The 25,882-nt window shown below is 72.4% G+C and carries 29 protein-coding genes and 1 pseudogene; 17 read left to right on the top strand and 13 right to left on the bottom strand.

From position 1 onward, the window contains the following. Positions 1 to 119: 119 nt before the first annotated feature. Positions 120 to 479 carry an ArsR/SmtB family transcription factor gene (locus ACZ4E1_RS24600; protein WP_467542593.1) on the top strand — a complete coding sequence of 120 codons (360 nt, stop codon included), beginning with the start codon at positions 120 to 122 and terminating at the stop codon, positions 477 to 479. 13 nt (positions 480 to 492) lie between these two features. Here the strand turns inward: ACZ4E1_RS24600 and ACZ4E1_RS24595 are convergent, their stop codons facing one another. Continuing rightward, positions 493 to 1,833: a ferredoxin--NADP reductase domain-containing protein gene (locus ACZ4E1_RS24595; protein ID WP_467542592.1), complete on the bottom strand. Its 1,341-nt coding sequence runs from the start codon at positions 1,831 to 1,833 to the stop codon at positions 493 to 495. 434 nt (positions 1,834 to 2,267) lie between these two features. Continuing rightward, on the bottom strand, positions 2,268 to 2,909 hold the full coding sequence (locus ACZ4E1_RS24590) for a DUF305 domain-containing protein (RefSeq protein WP_467543245.1): 642 nt from the start codon (positions 2,907 to 2,909) through the stop codon (positions 2,268 to 2,270). A 77-nt stretch (positions 2,910 to 2,986) separates the two neighbouring features. Here ACZ4E1_RS24590 and ACZ4E1_RS24585 point away from each other — a divergent pair, with 77 nt between their 5' ends. Beyond that, positions 2,987 to 4,522 (top strand): LVIVD repeat-containing protein, encoded by a 1,536-nt coding sequence (locus ACZ4E1_RS24585; RefSeq protein ID WP_467542590.1) that lies wholly within the window; start codon positions 2,987 to 2,989, stop codon positions 4,520 to 4,522. On the opposite strand, the gene ACZ4E1_RS24580 is transcribed toward ACZ4E1_RS24585, so the two are convergent. Continuing rightward, on the bottom strand, positions 4,510 to 5,229 hold the full coding sequence (locus ACZ4E1_RS24580; protein ID WP_467542588.1) for a TetR/AcrR family transcriptional regulator: 720 nt from the start codon (positions 5,227 to 5,229) through the stop codon (positions 4,510 to 4,512). The genes ACZ4E1_RS24585 and ACZ4E1_RS24580 overlap by 13 nt on opposite strands. 308 nt (positions 5,230 to 5,537) lie before the next feature. Here ACZ4E1_RS24580 and ACZ4E1_RS24575 point away from each other — a divergent pair, with 308 nt between their 5' ends. Next, positions 5,538 to 5,783 carry a DUF2630 family protein gene (locus ACZ4E1_RS24575; protein WP_399128369.1) on the top strand — a complete coding sequence of 82 codons (246 nt, stop codon included), beginning with the start codon at positions 5,538 to 5,540 and terminating at the stop codon, positions 5,781 to 5,783. Beyond that, positions 5,780 to 6,187, top strand: coding sequence for a (4Fe-4S)-binding protein (locus tag ACZ4E1_RS24570; RefSeq protein WP_467542586.1), 408 nt, complete (start codon positions 5,780 to 5,782; stop codon positions 6,185 to 6,187). The genes ACZ4E1_RS24575 and ACZ4E1_RS24570 overlap by 4 nt, the downstream gene beginning before the upstream one ends. Positions 6,188 to 6,212: 25 nt before the next feature. Here ACZ4E1_RS24570 and ACZ4E1_RS24565 read toward each other — a convergent pair whose 3' ends face one another. From ACZ4E1_RS24565 to ACZ4E1_RS24550, 4 genes are all read right to left on the bottom strand, one after another. Further along, complete coding sequence (locus ACZ4E1_RS24565) at positions 6,213 to 6,908, bottom strand: HAD family hydrolase (protein WP_467542584.1); 696 nt, start codon at positions 6,906 to 6,908, stop codon at positions 6,213 to 6,215. Between the two features lie 33 nt (positions 6,909 to 6,941). Next, the gene (locus ACZ4E1_RS24560) at positions 6,942 to 7,628 is read right to left on the bottom strand and encodes a phosphatase PAP2 family protein (RefSeq protein ID WP_467542582.1); all 687 of its coding nucleotides are present in this window, start codon (positions 7,626 to 7,628) and stop codon (positions 6,942 to 6,944) included. Between the two features lie 78 nt (positions 7,629 to 7,706). Continuing rightward, positions 7,707 to 8,642 carry a M56 family metallopeptidase gene (locus tag ACZ4E1_RS24555; protein WP_467542580.1) on the bottom strand — a complete coding sequence of 312 codons (936 nt, stop codon included), beginning with the start codon at positions 8,640 to 8,642 and terminating at the stop codon, positions 7,707 to 7,709. A gap of 88 nt (positions 8,643 to 8,730) precedes the next feature. Then, positions 8,731 to 9,288 (bottom strand): DUF5134 domain-containing protein, encoded by a 558-nt coding sequence (locus tag ACZ4E1_RS24550; protein WP_467542579.1) that lies wholly within the window; start codon positions 9,286 to 9,288, stop codon positions 8,731 to 8,733. Between the two features lie 129 nt (positions 9,289 to 9,417). Here ACZ4E1_RS24550 and ACZ4E1_RS24545 point away from each other — a divergent pair, with 129 nt between their 5' ends. Both ACZ4E1_RS24545 and ACZ4E1_RS24540 read left to right on the top strand, forming a co-directional pair. Next, the gene (locus tag ACZ4E1_RS24545; protein ID WP_467542577.1) at positions 9,418 to 11,073 is read left to right on the top strand and encodes an FUSC family protein; all 1,656 of its coding nucleotides are present in this window, start codon (positions 9,418 to 9,420) and stop codon (positions 11,071 to 11,073) included. After that, positions 11,070 to 11,612, top strand: coding sequence for a MarR family winged helix-turn-helix transcriptional regulator (locus ACZ4E1_RS24540; protein ID WP_467542575.1), 543 nt, complete (start codon positions 11,070 to 11,072; stop codon positions 11,610 to 11,612). Before ACZ4E1_RS24545 ends, ACZ4E1_RS24540 begins: the two co-directional genes overlap by 4 nt. Before the next feature lie 5 nt (positions 11,613 to 11,617). Here the strand turns inward: ACZ4E1_RS24540 and ACZ4E1_RS24535 are convergent, their stop codons facing one another. Both ACZ4E1_RS24535 and ACZ4E1_RS24530 read right to left on the bottom strand, forming a co-directional pair. After that, positions 11,618 to 13,057, bottom strand: coding sequence for an NAD(P)/FAD-dependent oxidoreductase (locus ACZ4E1_RS24535; protein WP_467542573.1), 1,440 nt, complete (start codon positions 13,055 to 13,057; stop codon positions 11,618 to 11,620). 165 nt (positions 13,058 to 13,222) lie between these two features. Beyond that, positions 13,223 to 13,615 (bottom strand): VOC family protein, encoded by a 393-nt coding sequence (locus ACZ4E1_RS24530; protein WP_467542571.1) that lies wholly within the window; start codon positions 13,613 to 13,615, stop codon positions 13,223 to 13,225. Positions 13,616 to 13,707: 92 nt separating this feature from the next. On the opposite strand from ACZ4E1_RS24530, the gene ACZ4E1_RS24525 reads away from it, so the two are divergent. Continuing rightward, positions 13,708 to 14,259: a GNAT family N-acetyltransferase gene (locus ACZ4E1_RS24525; protein ID WP_467542569.1), complete on the top strand. Its 552-nt coding sequence runs from the start codon at positions 13,708 to 13,710 to the stop codon at positions 14,257 to 14,259. Between the two features lie 11 nt (positions 14,260 to 14,270). On the opposite strand, the gene ACZ4E1_RS24520 is transcribed toward ACZ4E1_RS24525, so the two are convergent. The 3 genes from ACZ4E1_RS24520 to ACZ4E1_RS24510 all read right to left on the bottom strand — a co-directional run bounded on the left by ACZ4E1_RS24520 (position 14,271) and on the right by ACZ4E1_RS24510 (position 16,212). Next, positions 14,271 to 14,954: a glycerophosphodiester phosphodiesterase gene (locus ACZ4E1_RS24520; protein WP_467542567.1), complete on the bottom strand. Its 684-nt coding sequence runs from the start codon at positions 14,952 to 14,954 to the stop codon at positions 14,271 to 14,273. A gap of 94 nt (positions 14,955 to 15,048) precedes the next feature. Continuing rightward, complete coding sequence (locus tag ACZ4E1_RS24515; protein ID WP_467542565.1) at positions 15,049 to 15,633, bottom strand: PadR family transcriptional regulator; 585 nt, start codon at positions 15,631 to 15,633, stop codon at positions 15,049 to 15,051. Positions 15,634 to 15,678: 45 nt separating this feature from the next. After that, positions 15,679 to 16,212 (bottom strand): nitrobindin family protein, encoded by a 534-nt coding sequence (locus ACZ4E1_RS24510; RefSeq protein ID WP_467542564.1) that lies wholly within the window; start codon positions 16,210 to 16,212, stop codon positions 15,679 to 15,681. 152 nt (positions 16,213 to 16,364) lie between these two features. Between ACZ4E1_RS24510 and ACZ4E1_RS24505 the strand changes: the two genes are divergently transcribed. From ACZ4E1_RS24505 to ACZ4E1_RS24475, 7 genes are all read left to right on the top strand, one after another. Then, a complete protein-coding gene (locus ACZ4E1_RS24505; RefSeq protein ID WP_467542562.1) occupies positions 16,365 to 16,586 on the top strand; it encodes a hypothetical protein in 222 nt (73 codons plus the stop codon). Between the two features lie 348 nt (positions 16,587 to 16,934). Next, positions 16,935 to 18,071, top strand: a complete 1,137-nt coding sequence (locus ACZ4E1_RS24500; protein ID WP_467542560.1) for an LLM class flavin-dependent oxidoreductase — start codon at positions 16,935 to 16,937, stop codon at positions 18,069 to 18,071. Positions 18,072 to 18,500: 429 nt separating this feature from the next. Beyond that, entirely contained in the window at positions 18,501 to 19,517 is a 1,017-nt protein-coding gene (locus ACZ4E1_RS24495) for an alpha/beta hydrolase (protein ID WP_467542558.1), read from the top strand. 81 nt (positions 19,518 to 19,598) lie between these two features. Further along, on the top strand, positions 19,599 to 21,008 hold the full coding sequence (locus tag ACZ4E1_RS24490; protein WP_467542556.1) for a DUF6421 family protein: 1,410 nt from the start codon (positions 19,599 to 19,601) through the stop codon (positions 21,006 to 21,008). A 38-nt stretch (positions 21,009 to 21,046) separates the two neighbouring features. Further along, positions 21,047 to 21,808, top strand: coding sequence for an SDR family NAD(P)-dependent oxidoreductase (locus ACZ4E1_RS24485; RefSeq protein ID WP_467543243.1), 762 nt, complete (start codon positions 21,047 to 21,049; stop codon positions 21,806 to 21,808). Further along, the gene (locus ACZ4E1_RS24480) at positions 21,805 to 22,875 is read left to right on the top strand and encodes a threonine aldolase family protein (protein ID WP_467542554.1); all 1,071 of its coding nucleotides are present in this window, start codon (positions 21,805 to 21,807) and stop codon (positions 22,873 to 22,875) included. The genes ACZ4E1_RS24485 and ACZ4E1_RS24480 overlap by 4 nt, the downstream gene beginning before the upstream one ends. Positions 22,876 to 22,961: 86 nt before the next feature. Continuing rightward, positions 22,962 to 23,561 carry a transglutaminase domain-containing protein gene (locus tag ACZ4E1_RS24475; RefSeq protein WP_467542552.1) on the top strand — a complete coding sequence of 200 codons (600 nt, stop codon included), beginning with the start codon at positions 22,962 to 22,964 and terminating at the stop codon, positions 23,559 to 23,561. Positions 23,562 to 23,570: 9 nt separating this feature from the next. Here the strand turns inward: ACZ4E1_RS24475 and ACZ4E1_RS24470 are convergent, their stop codons facing one another. After that, complete coding sequence (locus ACZ4E1_RS24470; RefSeq protein ID WP_467542550.1) at positions 23,571 to 24,299, bottom strand: lysophospholipid acyltransferase family protein; 729 nt, start codon at positions 24,297 to 24,299, stop codon at positions 23,571 to 23,573. Positions 24,300 to 24,527: 228 nt separating this feature from the next. On the opposite strand from ACZ4E1_RS24470, the gene ACZ4E1_RS24465 reads away from it, so the two are divergent. The 3 genes and pseudogenes from ACZ4E1_RS24465 to ACZ4E1_RS24455 form a co-directional block, all read left to right on the top strand. Continuing rightward, entirely contained in the window at positions 24,528 to 24,854 is a 327-nt protein-coding gene (locus ACZ4E1_RS24465) for a TlpA family protein disulfide reductase (RefSeq protein ID WP_467542548.1), read from the top strand. A gap of 208 nt (positions 24,855 to 25,062) precedes the next feature. Further along, positions 25,063 to 25,569 (top strand): flavin reductase family protein, encoded by a 507-nt coding sequence (locus tag ACZ4E1_RS24460; protein WP_467542546.1) that lies wholly within the window; start codon positions 25,063 to 25,065, stop codon positions 25,567 to 25,569. A 230-nt stretch (positions 25,570 to 25,799) separates the two neighbouring features. Then, a pseudogene (locus ACZ4E1_RS24455) lies at positions 25,800 to 25,882 on the top strand (electron transfer flavoprotein subunit beta); the annotation flags it as partial.

The following is a 25,882-nucleotide window of genomic DNA, read 5'->3' as shown; positions in this document are numbered from 1 at the left end:
GGGAACTGTCAAACTACGAGAAGTCTCGTACAATGAGTCCGGAGCGTCGGCCCGTACCCGCCTCGGGGACGATGGAGCCGTACGGGTCGAACGGGCCGCACAGACAGGGGAGCCGTCCAATGAGCACCGCAGCACCGCAGGCCGCAGGCGGCCGTGCCCTCGCGCACCCCGCCCGCGAGGAACTCCGGCTGGAGGCCGTCCTGCACGCGCTGTCGGACCCGATGCGGCTCGCGATCGTGAGGGAGATGGCGGCGGCCGAGACCGCGCTGTCCTGTTCGGCGTTCGCGCTGCCCGTCACCAAGTCCACGTCCACGCACCACTTCCGCGTGCTGCGCGAGAGCGGGGTCATCGAGCAGGTCTACCGGGGGACGGCGAAGCTGAACGGGCTGCGCCGGGCCGACCTGGACACCCTGTTCCCCGGCCTCCTCGACAGCGTGCTCGACGCGGCGGACCGCCAGGCGGAGCGGCTCGGGGAGTAGGCGCCGCCCGCCGCTACGTCCCGTGGGCCGCGTTCAGCAGGCCCGACCAGTCGGGGATCTTCACCGTGCCGCGGCCGAGGGTGCGTCCGAGGTCCGTCTCGGCCCGTTCGATCGCCTGCCAGCCCGCCCAGTCGACCGGATGCAGTCCGGCCGCGAGCAGCCCGTCCAGCGGATCGCCGGGCAGGGGGCGCCGGACCAGTGCCGGCGCGTCCGCGAGCAGGGACGTCACCGTCTCCTTCGCGCACGGCCGGTTCGTGCCGATGACCCCGGTGGGCCCGCGCTTGATCCAGCCCGCCACGTACTCGCCCGGCGCCGGCCGGCCCCCGCGCAGGACCCGGCCCCCGGCGTGCGGCACCGTGCCCCGCAGGGGATCGAACGGCAGCCCGTCCGGCGGCATCCCGCGATAGCCCACCGAGCGCAGCACGAGCTGCGCGGCGATCTCCTCGTACGTCCCGGTGCCCCGGACCGTGCCGTCCGCCTCCGGCCGGGTCCGCTCGAACCGGACGCCCGCGACCCGGCCGTCCCGCCCCGTGATCTCCTCGGGCCGCAGGAAGAACCGCAGATGGATCCGGCGGGCCGCACCCGAGCTCGGCCGGGCCGCCCACGCGCGCAGCACCTCGACGTTGCGCCGGACGGCGGCGGGCAGCGCGGACGGGTCGGTGTACGCGGGGTCGAGCGCCAACTCCCGCTCGTCCACCACCACTTCCGTGTCCGGCAGCGTCCCCAGCTCGCGCAGCTCCTTCGTCGTGAAGCGGGCCTGGGACGGGCCCCGCCGCCCCACCATGAACACGTCCCGCACCTCGCTCGCGGCCAGCACGCCCAGCGGCTCCTGCGGCATGTCGGTCGGCGACAGCTCGGCCAGGCCGCGGGCCAGCATCCGCGTCACGTCCACCGCCACGTTCCCGACGCCGATCGTCACGGCCGCGCGCACGTCCCGGACGAAACCGGAGTCCCGGGCGTCCGGGTGCGCGCTGTACCAGGCCACGAAGTCCGTCGCCGACCAGCTGCCGGGCAGGTCCTCGCCCGGCACCCCGAGCCGGCGTGCGGACGCGGCGCCCACGCAGTACACGACCCCGTGATACAGCTGAAGGAGCCGCTCCGGCGGCAGAGCGGGGCCCACCTCGACGCCGCCGAGGAAGCGCACGTGCTCGTCCTCGAGCACCGAACGCAGGTTGTTCTGCAGCGACTTGATCTTCTCGTGGTCGGGCGCGACCCCGTACCGCACCAGCCCGTACGGGCACGGCAGCCGGTCCAGCACGTCCACCCGGACACCGGGCACGACGTCCTGCCGCACCAGGCTCTGGGCGGTGTAGACCCCGCTGGGCCCCGATCCGACAACGGCGAAGTGCGGCACGTGCGGCTCCTTCCGCTGGTGCGCTGCTCCCTCTCAGCATGGCACCGCGAGCCGCGCCGGGGGAGAGCGCCGACGCCCTGCGCTGTCCCGGGGCCTCACGTGTGGCCCGCGCCTACGGGCCTTCGGCGTGCGGGCGCCGAGCGGGGCCGCCCGAGTGGCCGCCGATACGTGTCGGGCCCCGACCGCGCTTCCGGGTCCGGGGCGGGCCTGGGCTGCGTGTCCAGTTGCGGGACCGGATGATGTGCGGCGACCAGGTCAGTGACAGGCGACCAGGTCAGTGACAGGGGTGACGCCCGGCACGGGCCCGCGACTCATGGCAGGCCGGAAAGCCGGGTCGGCGCTCGTGAGGCAGGCCCCCGCCGCAGCCGCAGCCGCAGCCGCAGCCGCAGCCGTGGTGCGTCCGGGCGCGGCCGCCGGCCCCGCCCACCCCCGGGTCACATCCTCCGCATCCGCTCGATCTCGGACGTCTGCTGGGCGATCACGTCGTCCGCCATCTCCTCGATCTGGACGTTGTTGCCGTCGCCCTTCACCTCCGTGGCCATGGTCACCGCACCCTGGTGGTGCGTGATCATCAGTTTCAGGAAGAGGGAGTCGAAGGCCTTGCCGCGGGCCGCGCGGAGCTGCTTCAGCTGGGCCTCCGTCGCCATGCCGGGCATCGCGTCGTGCGCGTGGTGGCCGGACGGCGCCTCCTTGCGGTCGTGCTGTTTCAGCCAGCCCCGCATCGTCGCGATCTCCGGCCCCTGCGCCGCGGTGATCCGCTCCGCGAGGCGCTTGACCTGCTGGGAGTCGGCCTGTTTCGGGGCGAGTTCGGTCATCTCCAGAGCCTGCGCGTGATGCTGGATCATCATCTGCGCGTAGGAGACATCGGCCGAGTTGGGGGTGTCGTCGGGGCCGCGCGCCTCCGCGTCCTTCGCCGACAGGGTCTCCGCCGCCTCGCCCGGTTTACCCGGAGCGATGACCGAAGGCCCGGTGGAGGAAGGGGAGTTGGCCTTGTCCGTCCCCTCGGAGCCGCCCGCGTCGCATCCGGCCAGGGCGAGCGCCAGTGCCGCGACCAACGTGGGAACAGCCAGTTTCATGACGAGCTTGTTGCCATCTGTTGATCTGTGCATGAGGAAGACGATACTCGGGGGATCCGTGAACTGTTCACGGATCGATGACGTCACCGTCAACCAGGGAGACCACAGTGACCCTGTTGCAGGACTCCGCCCGAACGCGTCGCAGACGCCTGGGAGTTGCCGCGGCGGCGGCCGGGCTGCTCGCCGCGCTGCTCGCCGCAGCACCCGCGTCGGCCACCCCCGACCCGGGCGACGGGAACCAGGCGCCCAAGTCCGTGTCACGCACCGTCGAGAAGCAGGCCGAGGCCGCGATAGCCGCCGGCGAGATACCCGGCCAGGACGAGGTCGTCCACTCCGCCAACATCGAACACCTCACCAACATCCCCAAGGACGCGCTGCCGGGCACGAACTCGGACCTCGCGTTCCAGGGCAAGTACGCCTTCGCCGGCAACTACGACGGCTTCCGCATCTTCGACATCAGCGACCCGAAGGCGCCGAAGACCGTCGCGCAGGTCCTGTGTCCCGGTTCGCAGAACGACATCACCGTCTCCGGGAACCTGCTGTTCCTGTCCACGGACAGCTCCCGCAGCGACAACTCCTGCGCCTCCACCACCCAGCCCGCGACCGAGAAGTCGTCCTGGGAGGGCATGAAGGTCTTCGACATCAGCGACAAGAGCAACCCGAAGTACGTCGCCGCCGTCGAGACCGCCTGCGGCTCGCACACCCACACGCTGGTGCCCGAGAAGAAGAACGTCTACGTGTACGTCTCCTCGTACTCGCCCAGCGCCACCTTCCCCGACTGCCAGCCGCCGCACGACGGCATCTCCGTGATCAAGGTGCCGCGCGACGCCCCGGAGAAGGCGGCGGTCGTCGGCTTCCCCGTCCTGTTCCCCGGTGACGGCCCCGACGGCGGCGGCAACCCGGGCGGCCCCACCAACCCGGGCGTCTCGAAGACCACCGGCTGCCACGACATCACGGTCCTGCCCTCCAAGGACCTCGCGGCGGGCGCCTGCATGGGTGACGGCATCCTGTTCTCCATCAAGGACCCGGAGCACCCGAAGGTCATCGACCAGGTCCAGGACAACGTGAACTTCGCGTTCTGGCACTCGGCGACCTTCAACCAGAAGGCGAACAAGGTCGTCTTCACCGACGAGCTCGGCGGCGGCGGAGCCGCCACCTGCAACGCGGAGATCGGCCCGAACCGCGGCGCCGACGGCATCTACGACATCGTCGGCAAGGGCGACCAGCGCAAGCTCGTCTTCAAGAGCTACTTCAAGATCCCGCGCCACCAGGCCGACACCGAGAACTGCGTCGCGCACAACGGCTCGCTGATCCCGGTCAAGGGCAAGGACATCATGGTCCAGGCCTGGTACCAGGGCGGTGTCTCCGTCTGGGACTTCACGGACTCCGCGCAGCCGAAGGAGATCGGGTACTTCGAGCGCGGCCCGCTGACCACCGACGTGATGAAGACCGGTGGTTCCTGGTCCGCGTACTACTACAACGGCTACATCTACTCGAACGACATCGCGAAGGGCTTCGACGTCCTGAAGCTCAGCGACCGGCGCACCGACCCCGCACAACGGGTCCGCATGGACGAGCTCAACGTCCAGACGCAGCCTGACTACTTCGACTGACGCTCCGGGCCCGCCGACCGTCCGGCGGGCCGCAACGGCTCGAAGTAGCGCGAGAAATCGGCCGTACGGCCGTGGGCGGGGCTTTCCCCGGACTCCGCGTCATCCGTGACGTCGTCGTCCGGCGGGAAGCCCCGCTCCCACGCGAGCCCGTACCGCCGGAACAGCTCGGCCCGCATCCGGCGCACCGGCATCGGCGCCCCCGGCAGCAGGATCGCGAAGACGGAGCCCATCAGCTGGGCGCGCAGCATCGGATAGTCCAGCTCCACGTCCGCCGAGCCGTGCCGCCGCACCGTGTCCTGGAGCATCTCGGACAGCCGCTGCTGCTCGACGCACGGCACGAAGCCCTCGGACTGCAGCAGAACCGCCATGTGCGTGCGCATCAGCACCGGCTGGTCGCGCGCGAGGCCCAGGATCGCGTCGATCGCGCGGGCCAGCCGCTCGTCGCCGTCCTCGGTGCGCGGCTCCCGCTCCAGCGCCTCCTCCAGCGTCCGGTTCATCAGCCGGTGCACCGCGGACTGGAGCAGCTGCCGCTTGCTCGGGAAGTAGTACGAGACCAGGCCGCGGGCCGAACCGGCGCGGTCCGCGATGTCGCCGAGCGTCGTCGCGTCGTAACCACGCTCCCCGACCAGCTCCAGAGCGGCCTGCAGAAGCCGCTCGCGGGAACGCCGACGCAACTCCTCATTGACCGATGCGCTGCGGGGGGACATCCTTGACTCCTGCGTTGACTGGCTCGCAGCCAACTATACTCAGCGCGGCCCGGTCACCGGCCCTCGGGGGTGCGGTGTGCCCGGGCGGGGCGGCTGCGCCGAGGCGACACGGGGGATCGTCTCGGCGCGGCCGTGCCACGCACCGGCCTCCGGACGGTGTCGGCGCCGCCCGGGGGCCGGTGTCCTGTCTTCCCGATCGCCGCGGGAGCGCTGTGGGATCTCCGCGGATCTCTCTGACGCGCGGGGGCAGCGGAAGCTTCCTAGAGTGGCGAGGGGCGGGTTCCCGAGCACCCGAGGAGGCGTGCGACATGGATCAGCAGGAGATCCTCGGCCGGATCAGCACCATGGTCGACGATGAGAAGCGGCTGCGCGCCGCCCTGGCCGACGGGACCATCGACGCCGCCACCGAGCGCGAGCGCCTGGCCGACGTCGAGCGCGCGCTCGACCAGTGCTGGGACCTGCTGCGCCAGCGGCGGGCCAAGGCCGAGTTCGGAGAGGACCCCGACGACGCGCGCGTGCGCCCCTCGGCAGAGGTCGAGGGCTACGAGTCGTGACCCGCAAGCCCTACCGCGGCCACCTGATCACGGTCAGCTTCGACGGGCAGCGCTGTCTGCACGCCGCCGAGTGCGTGCGCGGACTTCCGCAGGTCTTCGACACGGCCGCGCGCCCGTGGATCCAGCCGGACGCGGCGCCCGCCGACGAGGTCGCGGCCGTCGTGCGCCGCTGCCCCTCGGGCGCGCTGCGCTACGAGCTCGTCGACGGGACCGTGGAGGTGCCGCCCGCCGCGACGACCGTCGAGCGGGCCGCGGACGGCCGTCTCGTCCTCCGGGGTGACCTGCGCGTCCGCGCCTCCGACGGGTCCGAGACCGCCGAGGTGCGGGCCACCCTGTGCGGCTGCGGTCGCAGTGCGAACCAGCCGTACTGCGACCACTCCGGAGTCTGCGGCGACGGTCACTGACCGGCCCCGGCCGCAATGCATCGGATCAGATCAGATCGAGGATCGGGCGCAGGCCGTCCGGACGCTCGTCGGCCGGCAGATGGTCCACGAAGTACGTCGCACAGCCCAGCGCCGCCGCGCCGCCGTCGGCCCGCCGGTCGTCCCCGACCATCAGCGCGTCCCCCGCCGCGACCCCGAGCGCCTCCAGCGCCGCCGTGAACAGCCGCGGGTCCGGCTTCGTCACCCCGTGCCGGTACGAGAGGACGTACGCGTCGATGTACGGGTCCAGGCCGTGAGCGGCGAAGACCGGGCGCGGGTCCCAGCCGATGTTGCTGACCACCGCGACCGGCACCCCGCGCTCCCGCAGCGCTGCGAGAACCGGCAGCGCGTCCGGGTAGGGCTGCCAGGCGGCGGGGGTCATGTGGCGGTCGTACAGCACGTCGTAGAGCCGGTCGTCGGGCAGGGGGACCTCGCGGGCCAGGCCCGTGAACGCGGCGCGGTGCCGCGTGGCGTCCACGTCGCGGGCGGCGACCAGTTCGGCCAGGTGCTCGGGGACGCGGACGTGGTGCGTGACGCCGCCGGGCTGCGCTCCGGCCTGGGCCAGTGCGGTCACCGTCCGCTCGAACTCGCCCGCCGGCAGGTCCAGTCCGAGGGCGTCGAGCGCGGCCCGCAGCCATGACGCGGTCGGTTCGATCCGGAACAGGGTGCCGGAGAAGTCGATGAGCACGGCTTTGATCGTCATGCGGGCGATCCTGCGGGCCGGTGGACGCACGGGTCAAGGGCGGCCCCGGCGCGCGCTACGGGCGTCGTACGCGATCGTCGACAGGGCCACCGTGAGCGCCCCGAGCAGCCAGCCGCCCAGCACGTCCGACGGCCAGTGCACCCCGAGCCAGAGCCGGGTCAGGCCCACGCCGAGCACCGAGACCACCGTGACGGCGAGCGCGGCCCGGTAGGCGACGGCGGGCGCGTCGTGGCGGCGGAGCAGCCACAGGACCAGTCCGAGGACGACCGTCGCCGTCATCGCGTGCCCGGACGGATAGGCGGCGTAGTGCGCGGAGTCCACCGGGTCCGGCCACACCGGGCGCGGCCGGTCCACCGCCGTCTTGAGGACCTGCTGGAGCAGTGTGCCGGCCGCGCAGGTCACCGCGATCCAGAGGGCGAGCACCGCCTCGCGCCGTCGCACGAGCAGGTACAGGACGACCAGCGCGCACAGCAGGCGCATCGTCCAGGGGTCCCACACCCAGTCCGTCAGGATCCGGTTGGCGTGCGTGAGGCCCGGATCGGCGACCGCGGCGCGGTGCAGGGAGCGGGCGACGGCCTCGTCCGCGTCCATGAGCGGGTCCCAGCGCACCGCCACGAGCACCAGCAGCACCGTGTTCGCGAGCGTCAGCGCCGACAGGGTCCACAGGGCGGGGCGGGGGACGAGGGGCCGGTGGGGGGAGTCGAGCGGTGCCGGGTGCATGGGAAAGATCCTCGCCCATGGGGCTGTGCGCGGACTGTAGGGTGCGGGCGGACGCGGCGCGGGCCGGGCCCGGAGCGGCTAGCCGAGCGCGCGCAACCCCGGGACGAACGCCACCAGGAGCGGGACCAGCGGGATCAGCGCGGCGGCGGCCGTCAGGCGCAGCCGGTGGACCGGGCTGAGCCGGGACTGCGGGGCCAGCAGCCGGTGCACGCGCTGCGGGACGTGCGCCTGCGGGGTCGGGCAGGGGCCGAACACCCCGCGGTCCTCGTTCAGTTCGACCAGCGCGAGCGCGATCGTCAATCGGCCGAAGCGACGGGACGCCACGTCGTCCGCCGCCAGTTCGACCAGGTGGTGCATCTGGTCGCGGAACGAGGCGAACACCCCGACCTGCGGGAAACCCGAGGCCAGCGCGCCCGAGCAGTGCAGCAGCCAGTCGTGCCGCCAGCGGGCGTGACCCGTCTCGTGCGCCAGCACGGCGTCCAGCTGATGCCCCTTCAGGCGGCGTAGTGCCGCCGTGGTGATGACCAGTTGAGGGGTCGGACCGGGGAGCCACCAGGCGTCCGGGCGCTCGGCCTCCAGGAGCACGAGGCGTTCCGCGCCGGGCTCCTCGCCGGGCAACAGCGGGGAGCGGACGAGCAGTTCGGCCCGGCGCCGCCCGCGGCGGGCCCGCGCCCGGTACACCTCGCGCACCAGCATCGCCACCGTCCACACCCCGCCGAGCGCGAGGGCCACGGCCACGGTCGCGGCCCAGGGGCCGGGTGCGCGCAGCGCGTACGCCTCCACGACGCCGTGCGGGGCGGGGGCGAACAGCCGGCCGCGCACGGCCTGCCAGGCGGAGGCCGCGCTCAGCGTCATGGACAGGGCGCAGCACAGGAGGACGGCCGCCACGACGCACTGCCACGCCCACAGCGCGACGATCGGCTCCCGCTCCGTCCAGTCGGCGCGGGCGAGCAGACGCGGGGCGACGACAGCGACAAAGGCGCCGAGCAGCAACAGTGCTACGGGGACCGTCATGCCCCTCAGACTATGAGGCGCGGGCTACCCGGCGGTACGGTCCGGCGCGCCAAGTGACGTAGGACACGGTTTCGTTCACCGCGTCGCATCACATGGCGAACAGCATCGCGAGCATGCCGATCGCCATCGACAGGCGGCAGGCCCGCGCCAGTTCGGGGCGCCGGCCCCAGGCGAGCGTCTCTGTCCCGGGCGCTCCGGCGGTCGCCGCGGTGGGGACCAGGTGCAGGCCCGACCACAGCACGTACCCGGTGAAGTAGGCGACCAGCGCCGCGGTGAGGGCGGGGGAGCCCGTGCCGCCGGCGTGGTGGGCGTGCGCCGCCGGGCGGGCCGCCATCGCGAGGGACATGTAGGCCATGGCGGACGTGCCGACCAGGTGATGGACGTGGTGGCCGGCGTGCCGGGCCGCCCACAGCGCGCGCAGCGCCGCCGCGCCGAACACGGTCGCGTAGGCCAGCCAGGCCCAGCGCGGTGGGGTCAGCACCGCCGCCGGCACCGCCATCAGCGCCATCCCGAAGCCCATGAGCGCCTCGGCGCCCGCCGTGCGGCGCTGCTCCTCGTCCCCGCCGCGTCTGCGCAGCAGGCAGTACGCGCCGGTCGCCGCGCACAGCGCGACGAGCAGCCATGCGGCCGACTCCGGTCCGTGCACCTCGGTCCCCCTCGTCCGTCGGCTGTGTGCCGGGTCTCCTGGGGGATGCCCGGGTGTCCGGGCGCGTATGGCGGCGCAGGGAAGCATTCACGTGTGTTTTACTAGTGAAACATCTGTTAAGGTTTTTGTATGAGCAGCACTCCCACGACCCCACGCGCCCCGTCCGTCCGGCCGCTCCCACTGGCCGGCCTGCTGCGGCCCAGGAAGCCCGTGGACATCTGGTTCAAGCCCGCGACCAGTGCCGCCGTCTCGGCCGCCGTGCCGAACCTGACGCTGCTCGCCCTGGGCCGGCTCGACCTCGTGATGTACACGATGGCGGGCTCGCTCTGCGCCCTGTACGGGCACAACCTCCCCTACGCGGCCCGGGCCCGCGCCCTCGCCTGGGTGATCGCCGGGATGTTCGCGGGCGTCGCCGTCGCGCTCGTCACCGCCTCCGCCACCTCGTCCGCCGTGATCCTCGTCGCCGTGGGGGCGCTGCTCGCCGCCGCTCAGAAGGTGCTCTGCGACGCGACCGGGATCGGCTCGCCCGGAAACCTGATCTTCACGTTCATCAGCTCCGCCATGCTGTTCACGCCCCAGACCATCGGCGCGGTGCCGGGACACCTCGCGCTGATGCTCGGCGCCGGCGCGATCACCTGGCTCGTCGGCATGGCCCCCGCGCTCGTGCGGCCCCACGGGCCCGAGCGCCGGGCGACAGCCCGGGCTCTGCACGCCGCCGCGGCCTACACCGAGCGCCCCGAGCACACCCCTGGGCGCGGCGCCGCCGCCGCGGCCGTGCACGCCGCCTGGCAGTCGCTGCTCGCCACGGGGGAGCGCAGCGAGGCCCGCCGGGCCCTGGAGCGCCTCGTCGTCCGCGCCGAACTGGCCATCGCCGCACCCCGCGACACGGACGCCGCACTGCTGCGCGGCTGGGCCGAGGGGCTGCGCGGCGCGGGCGCCGTTCCGCGGCCCGCGCGCGTCCCGGGCCTGGACGACGAACTGCTCGGCGTCGAGGCCGAGACGGAGAGCGGCCGGCCGTCGCTGTGGCGGCGGATCGGGCCGGGCTCGGCGCTGGTGCCGATCGGGCTGCGCACGTTCCTGGGCTGCGCGCTCGCCGGGTACGCCTCCCTCGCGCTCGGCATCGGACGCCCGTACTGGGCGCTGGTCACCGCGGCCTCGATCTACCAGGCCAACGTGACCCTGACCTGGAGCCGCGGCGTCCAGCGCGTCGTGGGGAACGTGGGCGGAGTCCTGGTGTTCGCCGCCATCGCGCCGCTCGCCCACACGAGCAAGGCCGCACTGGTGGTGACCTGTCTCGTCCTCATCTTCGGCGCCGAGGCACTGATGAGCCGCAACTACTGGCTGGGCTGTCTGTCCGTGACGCCCATGGCGCTGCTCGTCACCGAGTTCACCCGGCTCCAGGGGACCGGACAGCTGATCACCGAGCGGATCGTCGACACGCTGCTCGGCGCCCTCCTCGGCATCGTCGCCGCCCTGGTCGTCACGAACCGGCGGGCCGGCGACCGCATCGAGTCGGCCCTCCACCGCGCCGACGAGGCCCGTACGAAGGCCGAGAACACGCTGGCGCTCGCCGCGCCGGACCCGGCCGCGCTGGAGACCGCACGGCGGACCCTCGCCGCGACCCTCGTCGAGTTGCGCGCCGCGGCCGACACCGCGGCCGGAGAATGGTGGCAGCGGGCCCTGCCGGAGGAGCGGGTGCTCGCGGCGGAACAGAGCGGGCATCGTACGCTCGCTGCGGTCGTCCGACGTGCGGCCGCAGAGGAAGGTGTGGGCAGGCGAGGATGAGTGTGCAGCGTGGTGCGGACGGGGTTCCCTTTGACACCGTGTCGTCGGTGGTGCGGCAGTGGCAGGACGTACGTCCCGATGTCGACACCGCGCCGATGGAGATCATCGGCCGGATCAACCGCTGCGCCGCACTGCTGCAGCAGGCCGAGGACGCCCCGTTGCGGGACGCGGGCCTGACCCGCCCCGAGTTCGACCTGCTCGGCACCCTGCGCCGGACCGGCCGCGAACTGACACCGGGCGACCTCGCCCGCGAGACGTTCTCCTCCGGCGCCGCCGTCACCAAGCGCCTGAAGTCCCTCCAGGAACGCGGACTCGTGACCCGGCGCGGCGACACCCGCGACCGCCGGGTCGCCCACCTCAGCCTGACCGACGAGGGCCGCGCCGTCGTCGACGCCGTCCTGCCGCGCCAGCTCGCCTACGAGGCATCGGTGCTCAGCGGCCTGACCGACGGCCGCGACAGCGAACTCGCCGGCCTCCTGGGCGCCCTGCTCTCCCAGCTGGAAGGCCGCCTGGGCGGGGGACTCACCCCCCGCGCCTGACGGGACTACCGCGCCTCGCTCGCCGGGAGGTCCGGCTTCTGCGGCGACATCGAGCGGTCCTTGAGCTGGTCCGTCACCGCCGCGCGGATCTCCTCCGGGGACAGATACGCGTCCGTCATCTCGAAGTCCTTCAGCGTGGCGGGGCGGTTGCGCTGGAAGCCCGTACGGACGAAGTCGTCGCCCGCGACCGCGTTCAGACCCCAGTTCGCCGCCGTGCGGAAGCGGGCCGGGCCCGTGCGCAGAGCCGCGAGGTGGTAGCCGCGGGCCACGATCTGCGCCGGCAGTCCGGTCAGCTGCACGCCCATCGGCTTCGACACCGCCTGGATGCCGCCCAGGTCGACGACCAGGCCCAGATCCTTGTGGCGGTACGGGGTCAGCGGGGTGCCGCGCACGGCCGCGAGGACATTGCGCGCCGCCGCCCAGCCCTGGCGCATCGCGTGCTGGGCCGTCGGCGGGCAGATCGCGTCGCCGCCCTTCACGATGTCCGGGACCGCCGCCGCGTCGCCGAGCGCGAAAATGCCGTCGAGGCCGGGGACCGTCAGCTCGGGCGTGACGACGAGCCGGCCCCGGTTCGTCTCGGCGCCCAGCGTCGCGATCAGCGGGCTCGGGGCGACACCGGCGGTCCAGATGAGGGTGTGGCAGGGCAGTTCGCGGCCGTCGGTGAGCGTCACCGTGTCCGCCGTGACCTTCGCGACGGACACCCCGAGCGAGATGTGCAGACCCCGCTTCTGGAGGATCTCCATGGCCTTGTCGCCGAGCCGCTCGCCGAGTTCCGGCATCAGCTTCGGCGCCACGTCGACCAGATGCCACTTGATCTGCCGCGGGTCCAGACCCTGGTACCGCTTCACCGCCGCGGTGGTCAGCCGCTGGAGGTACGCGGCCGTCTCCGTCCCCGCGTACCCGCCGCCCACCACCACGAACTGCAGCCGCGCCTCCCTCTCGGCCGGGTCCGAGCTGGCCGCCGCGAGGTCGAGCTGGGCGATCACGTGGTCGCGGATCCAGGCCGCCTCGGCGAGCGTCTTCACGCCGACCGCGTACTCGTCGATGCCCGGGATGTCGAACTGCCGGGTCACACTGCCCGGCGTCAGCACGAGATGGTCGTAGCGCTCCACGATCGTCTCGCCGTTGATCTTCCGGACGACGACGGCCTTGGCCTGCGGGTCCACCCCGACCGCGCCCCCGGGGATGATCGAGGCGCGCCGCACCATCCGGCGCAGCGGCACCGCGACGGACTGCGGAGTGAGGACACCGGACGCGACGTGCGGCAGCAGCGGCAGATACAGCTGGTGGTCGGTGGGGCTGATGAGCTTGAGCACCGCCTCGCCGGGCTCGAGCTCCTTCTCCAGCTTGTGCGCGCACTCCATCCCGGCGAACCCGCCGCCGACGATCAGGATCCGCGGCACGGTCGACTTGCGGGGAGCTTTGGTGTTCCGGGGAGCGGTCATCTCGGCTCTCTCCTGGGTTGAGCGGGGCGGACGGGGACATGGGTCCGCGCCGGTCACGGTTCTCCCGATCGGCACGGATCAATCCCCGGACTCAGCGCCATCCTGTGCCCTCACCAGCCGACGCGCATGTCAAATGCGCCAATTCGCGCCCCGCCGCGCCCGGCCTCAGATGCCGGGCCGGTACCGGATCGGATGGTCCGCCGGGACCTCGACGAGCACGAGCTCGTGGCCGTCCGGATCCGCGATCCACATCTCGACCAGCCCCCACGGCTCCTTCACCGGCTCCCGCAGGACGCGCACCCCGCGCGCCGCCAGCTCCTCGTGCGCCGCCCGCACGTCCGCCACCTGGAGCCACAGCCGCACCGGCTGCGCCACCGGCTCCGCGGCCCGCCCCGACAGCTCCAGGAAGCCGCCGCCGAGGAAGTACACCGTGCCCCGCTCGGGCCCGGTGCCGAACTCGCGGTGGACGCCGAGCCCCAGGACCTCGCCGTAGAAGGTGCGCGACCGCTCCGGGTCGACGGGCCGCAACAGCACCCGGCTGCTCAGTACATGAACCATGCCGACGCAGCGTAGTGCGCGCGCGTTACCCTCGACGGCGCCCACGGGTCCGTCCGCCGCCGGAGCCCCGTACGAGATCGGAGAGCCGTCCCATGACCGTCGCCCCCACCTCCGCCACCGGTGACCTGGTCTTCCGTGACGCCACGGAGGCCGACACCGAGGTGCTCGTCGCGCTGATCGAATCGGCCTACCGGGGCGACTCCAGCCGGGTGGGCTGGACCACCGAGGCGGACATCCTCGAAGGGCAGCGGACCGACCCGCAGGGCGTCCGCGACGTCATCGACGGGGAGGCGAGCCGGCTGCTCGTCGTCGAGCGGGCCGGCCAGGTGGTCGCCTGCTGCCAGCTGGAGCACCGCGGCCCGCACGCCTACTTCGGCATGTTCGCGGTCAGCCCGGCGCTCCAGGGCGCCGGACTCGGCAAGGTGATCATCGCCGAGGCCGAGCGGTCGGTGCGCGAGACCTGGGGCGTCACCGAGATGCACATGACGGTGATCTCCGTGCGCGAGGAACTCATCGCCTGGTACGAGCGGCGTGGCTACCGCCGTACGGGGGAGCTGAGCCCCTTCCCGTACGGCGACGAGCGCTTCGGCCTGCCGCAGCGGGACGACCTGCAGTTCGAGCTGCTGGTCAAGCCGCTGGTCTGAACCGGCGTCCGCTACGCGGTGAAGCGGCCCGTGCGCTTGATCTCCGGGTAGTCCGTCGTGGCGCCGTCGAGGCCGAGTGCGCGGACCAGGCGCAGGTCGTCCTGCGTGTTCACGACCCAGCCGATGATCCGCAGGTCGGCCTTGCGGGCGTGCTCCACGATCTCCTGCGTGAGCCGCCGGATGTTGAGGACGAGGGTGCCCGCGCCGACCGCCACGGCCCGCTCCACCACGTCCGTGCCGTAGCGGCTGGCGACCAGCGCGGTGCGCACGCCCGGGACGAGGCGGGCGATCTCCGCGACGGCCTCGTCGTGGAACGAGATCACCTCCACGCGGTCGACCAGGCCGCGGCGGTGCATCACCTCCGCCAGGGCGCGGGCCGCCGCCGTGTCCTTGATCTCGGCCTGCAGCGGCGCGCTCACCGCGTCCAGGACCTCCTCGAAGACGGGGATGCGTTCCCCGCGGCCGGCGTCGAAGGCGCGCAGCTCCTCCAGCGTGTACCCGGCGATCGGGCCGCTGCCGTCCGTCGTGCGGTCGACGTCCGCGTCGTGCATGACGACGAGCGCGCCGTCCTTGCTCAGGTGCAGGTCGAGTTCGATCAGGTCGAGCCCCGCCCGCTCGGCGGCGACGAAGGAACGGAGCGTGTTCTCGGGCTCGACACCCATGACTCCGCGATGGCCGATGGTGAGGAAGTTCAAGGTGGTCTCGCTTCCGTCGACGGTGACACGCCGCCGCACGCCGGCGACGGCCCTCGCAGCCTAGCCGCCGACGCCCGGGCGGGAGCCGGACACGTCAGGGTGCGGCGGGCGAAGGGCGCCCGGGAGCGGTGAGCGCGGCCAGGTCCGCGAGCATCGCCCGGGACAGCTCGATCTCGGCCTCCAGGCGGCGTTCGCTCCAACGCAGGGCGATCTGCGGGTGGGCCCAGGCCTCGACGCCGTCCGCCCGCGCCAGCGCGTCCCGCACCTCCTTCAACTCGCCCTCGGTGCGCGCCACATGCTCCCGCACGAGGGTCTCCAGGCGCTCGGGCGTGGCCAGATGCCCGAGCCACACGCGCAGGACCACCGGATGGCGCAGAGCCACGGGATCGACCTCGTGCGCGCCGTCCGCCCAGGCGGCGAGCGCGGCCCGGCCCTGCTCGGTGATCGCGTAGGACCGCTTCGTACGGGGTTCCTGCGGACCCGAGCGCCGCGACGTCACGTGCCCGAGCTCCTCCAGGCGCCGCAGCTCCGCGTAGATCTGGCTGAAGGCCGGGGCACCGTAGAAGAACCGCAGGGACGCGTCCGCCCACTTCTTCAGCTCGTACCCGGTCCGCTCACCCGGGAAGGAGAGCAGGCCGAGGACGGCCCAGGCGGTCGGCGGCAGCGACGTGGTCGGCATGCGTCCGCATTGAAGGTGACCGGGGGAGCGGACGCAAGAGGCCCGTTACGCGGCGTCGACCCGGTGCAGCAGCGCCGACAGGTGGTGTTGCAGCGGCTGGCCCACCGCCGCGAGGTCGTGGGCGAACGCGAGCGCGCCGGACTCGGTCAGCGTGTAGCGCCGCCGGGTCGCCTCGACGTGCTTCGCGGTGGGGGTCAGCGCGACCTGCTGCGCCGTCAGATCGACGGTGCCGTCGGCCGCGTACCCGACCGCGACCTCCGCGATCCCCGTCGGCTGCGTGATCAGCGCCTCGATGCGGCCGTCGGGCTGCAGCCGCCACCAGCCACTCTCCCGCGCCGCCGGCCGCACCGGTCCGCCCTCCCCGTCGGTGATCCAGGCCCGCGCCGTCACCTGGAGAAACGGCCGCCCGTCATGGCTGAATGTGACCTCCTGCCCGTACGTGAACCCACTCTCCAGCGTCGGATACTCGCCGGCGCCCCGGCCCCGCCAGGTCCCGATCAGCCCGAGCACGGGGGCGAGCAGCGGATGGGGCTCGGGGGACGCGTCGGCGTAGGGGTACGAGGGCGCGGGGTCGGTCACGGGGTACTCCTGAGGTTCTTGCGGTGCGAGGGGCCAGCCTAGGGCGTGGGGGAGGGAGCGGGGCGCCCCGGGAGCGTGACGGCGGCGCGGGGTGAGGTGCCGCGCCTGAAATCCGATGGCGGTCGTATGGGGCGGTTCCTAGGGTCGGTGACATGGCGAACCACCTGGCCGAACCGGAGCACCTCACCCCGCAGACGGCGCGGCAGATCCGGGCCTGGCGCGTGGACGGGGAGTACACCTGGCGGGCCGTCGCCCAGGCCGCGACCGAGCGCTGGGGATCCCCGTACGGCAGCAATCAGCTCTACGGCCAGGACCTCTGCGAGGCGGCCGCGCGGCTCCTGGGTGAGAACCCCGCCGAGGAACCCTGGAACTGACGGAGCCGCCCGCCCGGAATCCCCCGTGGGCGGACGGCTCGCGTCCGGTGTCCAGAGATCAGGGTCGGAGCAGGCGACATGGTGCTCTACCCGCTGAGCTACGCCGGCCCGAAGCCGGCGACGGGACTCGAACCCGCGACAACCCGTTGCGAAAACGAAGTAGCCCGCTCCTGCGCACCTGGACGCCGTCACCGTAGCTGCGCGACATGCCGGTCCGCACCCGAGTTTCCGCCGTGCCCCTTCCCAAGTATGACTGGCCGTCATATAACGACTCGTCATATAGCGGGCTGTCGGCGCGCGGCGGCCCCCGTCGTCCGAGGAAGACCGGACCGAACCCCGGGAGGGGACGTGAAGTTCTCCGTCATCTTCGAGGCCCAGCTCGCCGATCCCACGGTCGAGCGCGAGCACCAGCTCTTCCACGACTGCGTCGAACAGGCCGTCCTCGCCGAGGAGATGGGCTTCGACCGCGTCTGGGCCGTCGAGCACCACTCCCTCAAGTGGTACGCCCACATGTCCGCGCCCGAGATCTTCCTGACCTGGGTCGCCGCCCGCACCTCCCGCATCCGCATCGGACACGGCGTCGTCTGCATGCCGTTCCACTTCAACCACCCGGCCCGCGTCGCCGAACGCGCCGCCACGCTCGACCTGCTCTCCGGCGGCCGGCTCGACCTCGGCGCCGGGCGCGGTGGCACCGAGCAGGAGACCAGCCTGTGCGGTGTCGACAAGGAGCGCACCACGCAGGAGGTCGAGGAGGCGCTGCGGATCATCGGCAAGGCCTGGGAGAAGGACGAGCTGGAGCACCACGGCCCGCTCCTCGACATCGACCCGCACCCGATCCTGCCCCGCCCCGCGCAGACCCCGCATCCTCCGCTCTTCCTGGCCTGCAGCCGCACCGAGACCCTGCGCCAGGCCGCCGAACTCGGCGTCGGCGCCCTGGTGATGGGCTACGCCGGCCCCGAGTCGATCGCCGAGATGCGCACGGCCTACGACGCGGCGATCGCGGCCCGGGGCCCCGAGCGCCTCGTCTCCTCCGTCGTCAACGACCACTTCTCGGTGCTCTGCCCGACGATCGTCTTCGACGACCGCGAGACGGCCCGCGCCGTCGGCATCCGGGGCCAGCGCTTCTTCGCGCAGTCCATCGGGCACTGGTACGGCGGCGCGGGCGTCCCCGACGAGGCCGTCGTCGAGGGCACCGACGAGGCCGCGGCGATGCGCGAGGCGGCCGAACAGGTCGTGGCCCGGCTGCACGAACAACGGATCCCGGTCCGCCCGACCGCCACGGCCACCTTCAACGCCGACCACGCCTACGGCACCGCCGAGGACGCCATCGCCTACGTGCAACGCCTGATCGACGCGGGCGCCGACGAGATCATGTGCCTCATCCAGATGGGCACGGTCCCGCAGGAGGCATGCCTGGAGACCCTGCGCCAGTGGGGCGAAAAGGTCATCCCGCACTTCAGGGAGGAGGAGCGAGCGCCTTCCTGACGTGAGACGTGAGGGGGCGGGGGCTGTGCAGTGACGCCGACGCGGCGGGTGCGGAGGCGCCCCGCCAGGGGCGCGAGGAACTGCGCGAGAAGCCCCACCGGGCGGCACCCGGCCACGATCCCCGGGCCCCTACGGCGGCGGCCCGGTAGACCCCGGGGTCACTGCATCGCGCGTCCGGGGGCGGAGGCGCCCCGTGAGGGGCGCGGGGAACTGCGCGAGAAGCCCCACCGGCCGGCACCGGGCGACGATCCCCGGCCCCTACGGCGGCGGCGCTGCAGCCCCCCGGCCCACCGCATCGCGCACCCGGCGACGACCCGCAACCCCCTATCCGGCGGCGCCCCAACGCCCGCACAGGGCTTCCTCATGCCGCCCCGCCGGGCCACAGTCACCCCGAGCACACGTGACCACTCGTACTACCCGGAGCCGCCCATGAACACCGTGAACCCCCTGAACGCCGACGCCCCCGACCGGCTCGACCCCGGGGCCCGGCCGCTGGTCGACGCCATCGCCGCCTTCTTCCCCGACGTGGGCGGCGCGGTCACCGACGCCGCCGAGGCCCGCCGGATCCTCGCCGCGGCCCCGCCGTCCCCGCTCCCGGTCCCCGACGTGGGCCGGGTCGAGGACCGGGAGATACCCGGGCCGCCCGGCGCCCCGCCGCTCCGGGTCCGGATCTACGTCCCGGAGGGCCCCGCGCACGCCCGCCCGATCGTCGTGTTCTTCCACGGCGGCGGCTGGGTCCTGTGCGGGCTCGACAGTCACGACGGCACCGCCCGAGCGCTGTGCGCCGACGCCGGGGCCGTCGTCGTCTCGGTCGACTACCGGCTGGCCCCGGAGTCCCCGTTCCCGGCCGCCGTCCACGACGCGTACGCCGCCGTGCGCTGGGCGGCGGACCACGCGACGGACCTGGGCGCGGACCCGCACACGCTGAGCGTCGCGGGGGACAGCGCGGGCGGGAACCTCGCCGCCGTCGTCTCCCAGATCGCCCGCGACGAGGGCGGCCCGCACCTCGCCCGGCAGATCCTCGTCTACCCCGCGACCGACGCCCGGGGCCGCTCCGGCTCGTACGCGGACAACGCGGCGGGGTACTTCCTCACGACGGCCGCCTGCGCGTGGTTCAGGGAGCAGTACCTCGGCCCGGACGGCGATCCGGCCCATCCGCAGGTCTCGCCGCTGCTCGCCGAGAACCTTTCGGGGCTGCCGTCCGCCCATGTCGTCACGGCCGGCTGCGACCCGCTGTGCGACGAGGGCCGGGCCTACGCGACGGCGCTGCGCGAGGCCGGGGTGGAGGTCGGCGAGAGCCACTTTCCCGCCATGTTCCACGGGTTCTTCGGCTTTCCCCAGCTCCTCGAAGACGCCCGCGCGGCTCACGCCGCTGTGACAGAGGTCATCGTTTCGACCCTCGCCGACAGGAAAAACAGCGGTGCCACCGGGGGGTGCGCAGGATAATTTCCACTGGCTCCCCTTGCTCGGAAGAACCTCGCATGCATACGGTGTCCATACGCGAGGTTCTCCCGTGGAGGATGGGACATGACGGAAATTCTTGTGCAGGCGGCTGTGGAGGGGAACGTTCCTCCCGCCGGTTCGGGTGGCGGCAGGGTGGTGGAGCACCCGGCATGGCCCGTGCTCAAGGACGCCGTGGAGGAGATCAGGACCTGGCAGAACAAGGACGGGTCCATAGCCTTCGACGCGGAGGGCGCCCCGGCGAAGGCCGTCGCCGAGCAGGCGGTGGACCGGGTCGTGGCCGCCGTCGAGCAGCTGGCCCCGCTGGTGCCGCACGACGCCGCGTACCACAAGGCCCTTGTGGCGGACCTGCGCCGCTGGGCCGAGGACGGCTTCCAGGTCCCGGACTTCCTGGACTCGCTGCTGGCCTTCCAGCCGGCCGCGCAGCGCCGCGACGGGCTCCAGCACCTGGTGCTCTTCCCGATGTACACGCAGAACGGCAACCTGGACCGCAACCTGGAAGCCGTCGTGCTCCGCATGGTGTGGCCCGACTGGCTGGCCGAGCTCGAGGCCACCCGCTACGACAACCCGCTGTTCTGCGGCATCACCTTCGAGGACTTCACGTCCGGGTACGACACGCACTCGGCCGTCCTCTTCCCGGAGACGATCGCCGTGCGCGAGGCGCCCGAGCGCTTCTCCTGGGGCGGCATCTTCTGCGACCGCGAGGCGGCCCGCTTCCGCCGCGTCACCGAGGCCGCCGTGGACACCCTGGGGCTCGAACTGCCCGAGGACATCCGCGAGATGGTCAGTGACCAGGAGCGCTGCGAGCAGGCGTTCGTGCTGTGGGACATGGTCCACGACCGCACGCACAGCCACGGCGACCTGCCGTTCGACCCGTTCATGATCAAGCAGCGCCAGCCGTTCTGGATGTACGGCCTCGAAGAGCTGCGCTGCGACCTCACCGCCTTCAAGGAGGCCGTGAAGCTGGAGTCCGAGGGCAACGCCCACGGCCGTGACGTCCAGTACGCCGTGCTCTTCGACCGGATGTTCCGCTTCCCGGTCTCCGGCGACCGCAACCGCAACTACGACGGTCTCGGCGGCCAGCTCCTCTTCGCGTACCTGCACAAGCACGACGTGGTGCGCTGGACGGACAACAAGCTGCACATCGACTGGCAGCGGGCCCCCGAGGTCACCAACCAGCTGTGCGCCGAGATCGAGAAGCTCTACCGCGACGGCATCGACCGCCCGAAGCTGGTCCACTGGTTCGCCGCGTACGACCTGGTCTCGACGTACCTGGCCCCGCACCCGGGCTCCCGCTGGGCCAAGGGCCCCGACGCCCTGGACCTGACGCAGCCGCCGCGCAAGCTGGTCGACGACGTGCTTCCCGACGAGTTTCCGCTCAGCATGTTCTATGAGGCGCTCTCCAAGAAGCTCAAGAACGTGATCGCGTCCACCAAGGGCATCACGGCGGCGAGCGCGGAGAAGGTGGCCGCGTGAGCCACGCCGAGAACGCGGGAACCCAGGAGGCGGAAGCCATGTCCGACACCCACACGACCGGGAACGTGCTGGACGGTGCCGTGATCGCGGTGGCCGGAGCGGCGGGCCCCGCCGGGCGGGCGACCCTGAAGCGGCTCGCGGAGGCCGGCGCCACCGTCATCGGCGCCGACGCGAACGCGGAGCGGCTCGCGGAGGCGGTCGACGAGGCGCGCTACGCACACGGTGGCGCCACCGTCATCGGTGACACCGTCGACCTCCTGGACCTGCACGCGACACGCGACTGGGCGAACCGTGTCGAGAAGGACTTCGGCCGGGTCGACGGCGTCGTCCACCTCGTCGGCGGCTGGCGCGGCAGCGCCTCCTTCGCCGAGACCGACCTCGCCGACTGGGACCTCCTCGAGAAGCTCCTGATCCGCACGGTGCAGCACACCTCGCTGGCCTTCTACGACGCGCTCACCCGCAGTGACCGCGGCCGTTACCTGCTGATCAGCGCCGCCGGCGCGTCCAAGCCCACCGCGGGCAACGCGGCGTACGCGGCCTCCAAGGCCGCCGCCGAGGCGTGGACCCTCGCCATGGGCGACGCCTTCCGCAAGGCGGGGGGCGACGCGGGCCCGCAGCAGGCGGCTGCGATCCTGGTGGTCAAGGCGCTGGTGCACGACGCGATGCGCGCCGAACGCCCCAACGCGAAGTTCGCGGGCTTCACGGACGTCAAGGAGCTGGCCGAGGCCATCACCGGGGTCTGGGACCGGCCCGCCGCCGATCTGAACGGGACCCGTCTGTGGCTGACCGAGAAGCCGTGAACCCTCCGAAGACCGACGCCCGCAGGCACCACGACCCCGCGATCCGGGGCTTCGCGAGTGACAACTACGCGGGAGCCCACCCGGAGGTGATGGCGGCCCTCGCCCTCGCCAACGGCGGTCACCAGGTCGCGTACGGCGAGGACGACTACACGGACCATCTCCAGCAGATCATCCGCAGCCACTTCGGCCCCACGGCCGAGGCGTTCCCCGTCTTCAACGGCACGGGTGCCAACGTCGTCGCGCTCCAGGCGGTCACCGACCGCTGGGGCGCGGTGATCTGCGCCGAGTCCGCGCACATCAACGTGGACGAGGGCGGCGCCCCGGAGCGGATGGGCGGCCTCAAGCTGCTCACCGTCCCGACGCCCGACGGCAAGCTCACTCCCGAGCTGATCGACCGTCAGGCGTTCGGCTGGGACGACGAGCACCGCGCGATGCCGCAGGTCGTCTCGATCACGCAGTCCACCGAACTGGGCACGCTGTACACGCCCGAGGAGATCCGCGCGATCGTCGAGCACGCCCACGGGCACGGCATGCGGGTGCACCTCGACGGCTCCCGGATAGCCAACGCCGCCGCGTCCCTGGACGTCCCGATGCGGACGTTCACGAACGCGGTCGGCGTCGACATCCTGTCGCTCGGCGGCACCAAGAACGGCGCGCTGTTCGGCGAGGCCGTCGTCGTCCTCAACCAGGACGCGGTGCGGCAGATGAAGCACCTGCGCAAGATGTCGATGCAGCTCGCCTCGAAGATGCGCTTCGTGTCGGTGCAGCTGGAGGCGCTGCTCGCCAAGGACCTGTGGCTGCGCAACGCCCGGCACGCCAACGAGATGGCTCAGCGCCTCGCCGAGGGCGTCCGGGCCGTGCACGGCGTCGAGATCCTCTACCCCGTGCAGGCCAACGGCGTGTTCGCGCGGCTCCCGCACGACGTCGCCGAGCGCCTGATGAAGAAGTACCGCTTCTACTTCTGGGACGAGTCCGCCGGCGACGTGCGCTGGATGTGCGCCTTCGACACCCGCGAGGAGGACGTGGACGGCTTCGTCGCGGCCCTCAAGGAAGAGATGGCGCGCTAGCCGGCCCGCCCGGAGCGCTGCATAGATATGCGGCCGACCGTAAAGTCATTGACTGACGGTCGGCCGCGTTCCTATGCTCGCGTCCCATGCAGCTGATCCAGCAGAACCCCGAACTGTCGGCGTACCTGGCGGCCGACGACGCGATCGACCACGGGCATCCGCTCGTCCGCGAGACGGCCGCACGCCTCGCGCGCGACGCCGACGACTCCTTCGCCTACGCCCGCGCGGCCTACGAGTTCGTGCGCGACGCCATCCCGCACTCGGCCGACAGCGGCGACCTGCGGGTCACCTGGCGGGCCTCCGACGTGCTCGCGCAGGGCACCGGGATCTGTCACGCGAAGGCCCACGCCCTGGCCGCCCTGCTGCGCGCCGAGGACATCCCCACGGCGCTCTGCTACCAGCGGCTGACGCACGACGCGGGGACCGGCTGGTGTGTCCACGGCCTGGTCGCCGTACGGTTCCACGGCAGCTGGCACCGCCAGGACGTGCGGGGGAACGTGGGCGGGATCGACGCCCAGTTCTCCCTGGAGGAAGAGCGGCTGGCGTTCCTGCCCGACGCGGCGGCCGGTGAGCTGGACTACCCGGGGCTCTTCGCGGCGCCGCACCCGGTCGTGCTCGACGTGATGCGCGGCGCGCCGGACCGCCCCCATCTCTGGGAGCACCTGCCCGACGCGCTGCCGGAGTGACTCGGCCGGTCAGCCCGCCTCGGCGGCCTTGATCTGCTCGGGGGTCGGCGCCGTGCCGCCCAGGTGCGCCGGCATCCACCATGTGTCGTCGGCGCCCTTGGGGCGGACCGGGTAGGCGCGCTGCGCGGCCTCCAGCAGCTCCTGCACGCGGTCGCGCAGACGGCGCGTGATCGCGCCCGCGTACTGGTCCTTCGGCGCCTCGATGGCCTCGCCCACCCGGATCGTGATCGGGATGTGCTGCCGCTTGAAGTTGCGCGGACGGCCCTTCGTCCAGATCCGCTGGGTGCCCCACAGCGCCATCGGGATCAGTGGCACACCGGCCTCCTGCGCGAGGCGCACCGCACCGGTCTTGAAGCTCTTCAGCGTGAAGGACTGCGAGATCGTCGCTTCCGGGAAGACGCCCACGACCTCGCCGGAGCGCAGCGACGCGAGCGCGTGCTGGAACGCGTGCTCACCCTGCGAGCGGTCCACGGGGATGTGCTTCATGCTCCGCATCAGCGGACCGGAGACCTTGTGCCGGAACACCGACTCCTTGGCCATGAAACGGACGAGACGCTTCTGCGGCAGCGCCGCCAGACCGTCGAAGACGAAGTCCAGGTAGCCGATGTGATTGCTGACCAGGACGGCGCCGCCCGAGCGCGGAATGTTCTCCGAGCCCTGGCAGTCGATCTTCAGGTCGAGCGCCTTGAACAGTGTTTTGGCGACGCCGATGACCGGACGGTAGACGAGCTCTGCCATGGAGGGGGTGGACCCTTCTGATTGCCTGGGGAATCCGCTTCCCGGTGGAGGCGTTCCCGGCGGTAAGTTACGCAGCCGTAGGTTTTCCGGCTTGCGCAGATCGTGCCCCATGAACGGCCGGGTGACCAGTCCTGGTTCCTGCGCCGCGCGAGATCCTTGTCACGTGGGCGGGAATCAGCGGCGGCGTTTGCGCGCTGGAAAGAGGAACGCGGGTGAAGGAGGAGCGGCGTGGCCGCAGGTGAAGTGAGGTGGGGCGCCGAGCAGTTGGCGACGCCCCTGGGGGAGCGGGCCACGCTGGTCCAGTTCTCCAGCGCGTTCTGCGCGCCGTGCCGGGCCACCCGGCGGGTGCTCGCCGAGGTCGCGGCCATGGTCCCGGGTGTCTCGCACGTCGAGATCGACGCGGAGGACCGGCTCGACCTCGTCCGTGCCGTCGGCATCCTCAAGACGCCCACCGTGCTGGTCCTCGACGCGGCGGGACGCGAGGTCCGCCGGGCGACGGGGCAGCCGCGCAAGGCGGACGTCATCGCGGCGCTCGGCGCCGCCGTCGCGCCGTGACGCCCCTTTCGCGCACGTGACGCTGCTCCCAGATGACGGAACGCACTTGACTGCATGCGTCACGCATCGTCAGTCTGACCTCATGTTCTGGGAACTCCTTCTCTTCGAGCGGGTCCACGTCGACCTGGCGAGGTGCTCCAGCGCGCGCTGTCCCGGCTCCTGACGCAGCCACGGACCCCGCTCGCACCTCCAGCAGAAGGACAATTCCATGACGGCCTCGCCCGATCTGCGCACCGCGCTCCCCGCCACGCCCGATCTGCTCCGCTCCGTCTTCCGGCAGCACGCCGCCGGCGTCGCGGTGATCACGGCGGCCGGTGCCGCACCCGTGGGCTTCACCGCCACCTCCCTCACCTCGGTCTCCGCCACGCCCCCGGTGATCTCCTTCGGCATCGGCCTGGGCGCCTCCAGCTGGCCCACCGTCGCCGAGTCCGAGTACGTCGGCGTGCACATACTCGGCGAGCACCAGGCCGACCTCGCCGGGACCTTCGCCAGGAGCGGCGCCGACCGCTTCGGCGAGCCCACCCGCTGGTTCGAGGGCCCGCACGGGGTGCCGGTCCTCGAAGGCGTCCTCGCCTGGCTCGTCTGCAAGGTCATCGCGCGCGTGCCCGCCGGTGACCACCGCATCGTCCTCGCCGAGGCGGTCTGCGGTGACCCGGCCGGAGCCGGCCGCCCGCTCCTCTATCACCAGGGTCGCTTCAACGGTCTGCGCGACTGAGAGTTCCCGGTCTGCGCGACTACGGAGCGTTGGCCATGTCACACCGCAAAGCGCTTGCTTAGTGAGGGCGCAGCGGATGTACTACTGGTGAGTAATATTTCGTTCGGAGCGCGGGCCGCCCCGACCGGAAGAGTCCGCTTCAGGCGCCTATGCTGCCTGCAAGAAGGCGAAGTCAGCCGCAGGCAGCTGGGGTGCGCCCAGTACAAGACGATTGCAGTAGGAGAGCCGGCGTGAGCTTGAGGATCGTTGTCACCGTGAAGTACGTGCCGGACGCGACCGGTGACCGGCATTTCGCGGATGACCTGACCGTGGA

Source organism: Streptomyces sp. NPDC025806 (genome assembly GCF_055558275.1).
This window is presented reverse-complemented; position numbering and strand designations above follow the sequence as displayed.